This window comes from Actinomadura rubrisoli (genome assembly GCF_004349215.1).
GTDB lineage: Bacteria > Actinomycetota > Actinomycetes > Streptosporangiales > Streptosporangiaceae > Spirillospora > Spirillospora rubrisoli.
Genome location: NZ_SMKU01000708.1, coordinates 1 through 1,260, shown reverse-complemented (window position 1 = coordinate 1,260; position 1,260 = coordinate 1). Strand labels below are relative to the sequence as shown.

The 1,260-nt window shown below is 67.5% G+C and carries 3 protein-coding genes; all 3 read right to left on the bottom strand.

Annotated elements, in window-relative coordinates:
- Window positions 1-394 (bottom strand): conjugal transfer protein (locus E1298_RS47010; protein ID WP_131903814.1); only part of this gene is annotated, 394 nt, incomplete at its 3' end.
- 92 nt (window positions 395-486) lie between these two features.
- Complete coding sequence (locus tag E1298_RS47005; protein WP_131903813.1) at window positions 487-780, bottom strand: hypothetical protein; 294 nt, start codon at window positions 778-780, stop codon at window positions 487-489.
- Between the two features lie 57 nt (window positions 781-837).
- Window positions 838-1,260: conjugal transfer protein (locus tag E1298_RS47000; protein ID WP_131903812.1), on the bottom strand; the 423-nt coding region annotated here is incomplete at its 5' end.

The window sequence follows — 1,260 nt, the reverse complement described above, 5'->3', positions numbered from 1 at the left end:
GTCGTGATCGTGGCCCGCGTGTGGCGCCGCGGCGGCGCCACACGCGGGCCACGATCACGACCTCGCGGGGTTCGCGGATCGGGGTGAGGCGGCACCAGGTGCGGGGTTCGGCGAGGTAGCGGCCCTGGGAGAGCAGGAGCTCGGTGAGGCGCTTGCCCTCGATGACGGGCCGGGTGGCCAGCCAGGTGAGGACGCCCGGGGGGACGATGTAGAGGACGTGCCAGGGTGACTCGAAGGGGATCCCGGTGAATTTCAGCAGCAGGATCCAGGGCACGAACACGCCGGCGAACACACCGATCTGAACCAGCGGCAGTGGCATCGGAAGCCGCAGGTCGTACAGCTTGTAAAGCCGCTTCTCGATGCGCCATATGTTCGTGTACGTGGGTAGATCCACGCCCCTACTCCCCTAACTGTGCAAGCACAGTGTCGACTGCCGGGCCCCGCGTGCGGGGGCCGCCCGACCTCGGTGTCCGCCAGGTCCGGAAGTCAGGTGATCTCCACACCCAGGGCCTTCGCTATGGCCTTGGCCGTGGTCTCGATGATGTTGGGCACGTAGAAGACCACTCCGATCCCGATCGCGAGGACGATGAACTGGACGAAACGCGTGATCTCACGCGTGAACAGAAAGAAGACCGCCACAATGGAGACGATCACCAGGAACAGCGGGCCGAAGATCTGCCGCAGCCAGTCCGCGAGCCGGCCGGTGTTGAGCTCGTCGTTGTTCTGCGGCGGTGCCGCCAAGACCTCGTGCGGTATCGACGCCATGACGTGGTGCAGCATCGACTGGCTACCTTCCTGGCTCGGCGGGCGTGGTGGGGGACGGTCCCCGCTGCTGTCTCATGATGCGCCCGGCTCGGTTGCGCCGCGAATGTCTCGGACGTACCAGGCCGCGCCCTTCTTCACCATCGTGAGCTGGTAGCCCTGGTCCAGTTGGCCGTTCGAGCCGCCTCCCAGGACCTGCCAGACGACCGTCGCGGTGACGGTGCGCTGCCCCGCCGGCCCCTTGGGCGCCACGACCTCCTTGACCTGGACGAAGCTCACCGAGTCGGCCAGGCCGCCGATCGGGGTGCCGTCGGTGAAGCGCGACATGGCCGCCCGGTCGCCGTGGGCGTACGCCTCAAAGAACATACCTAGGAACGGCTGTATTTCGCCCTCCAGCGCGGTGTCGCGCTCCTGTACGCCGACAAGGCCGGCGGCGCTGCTCGGGAACTGCGCGCTCTTGCCGGGCTTGGCCTCGCTGGAGGACGTGCCGTCGTCGGC

Excerpts from the sequence above, each read along its gene's own strand:
- E1298_RS47005 (WP_131903813.1), bottom strand. The coding sequence starts at position 780 with ATGCTGCACCACGTCATGGCGTCGATACCGCACGAGGTCTTGGCGGCA.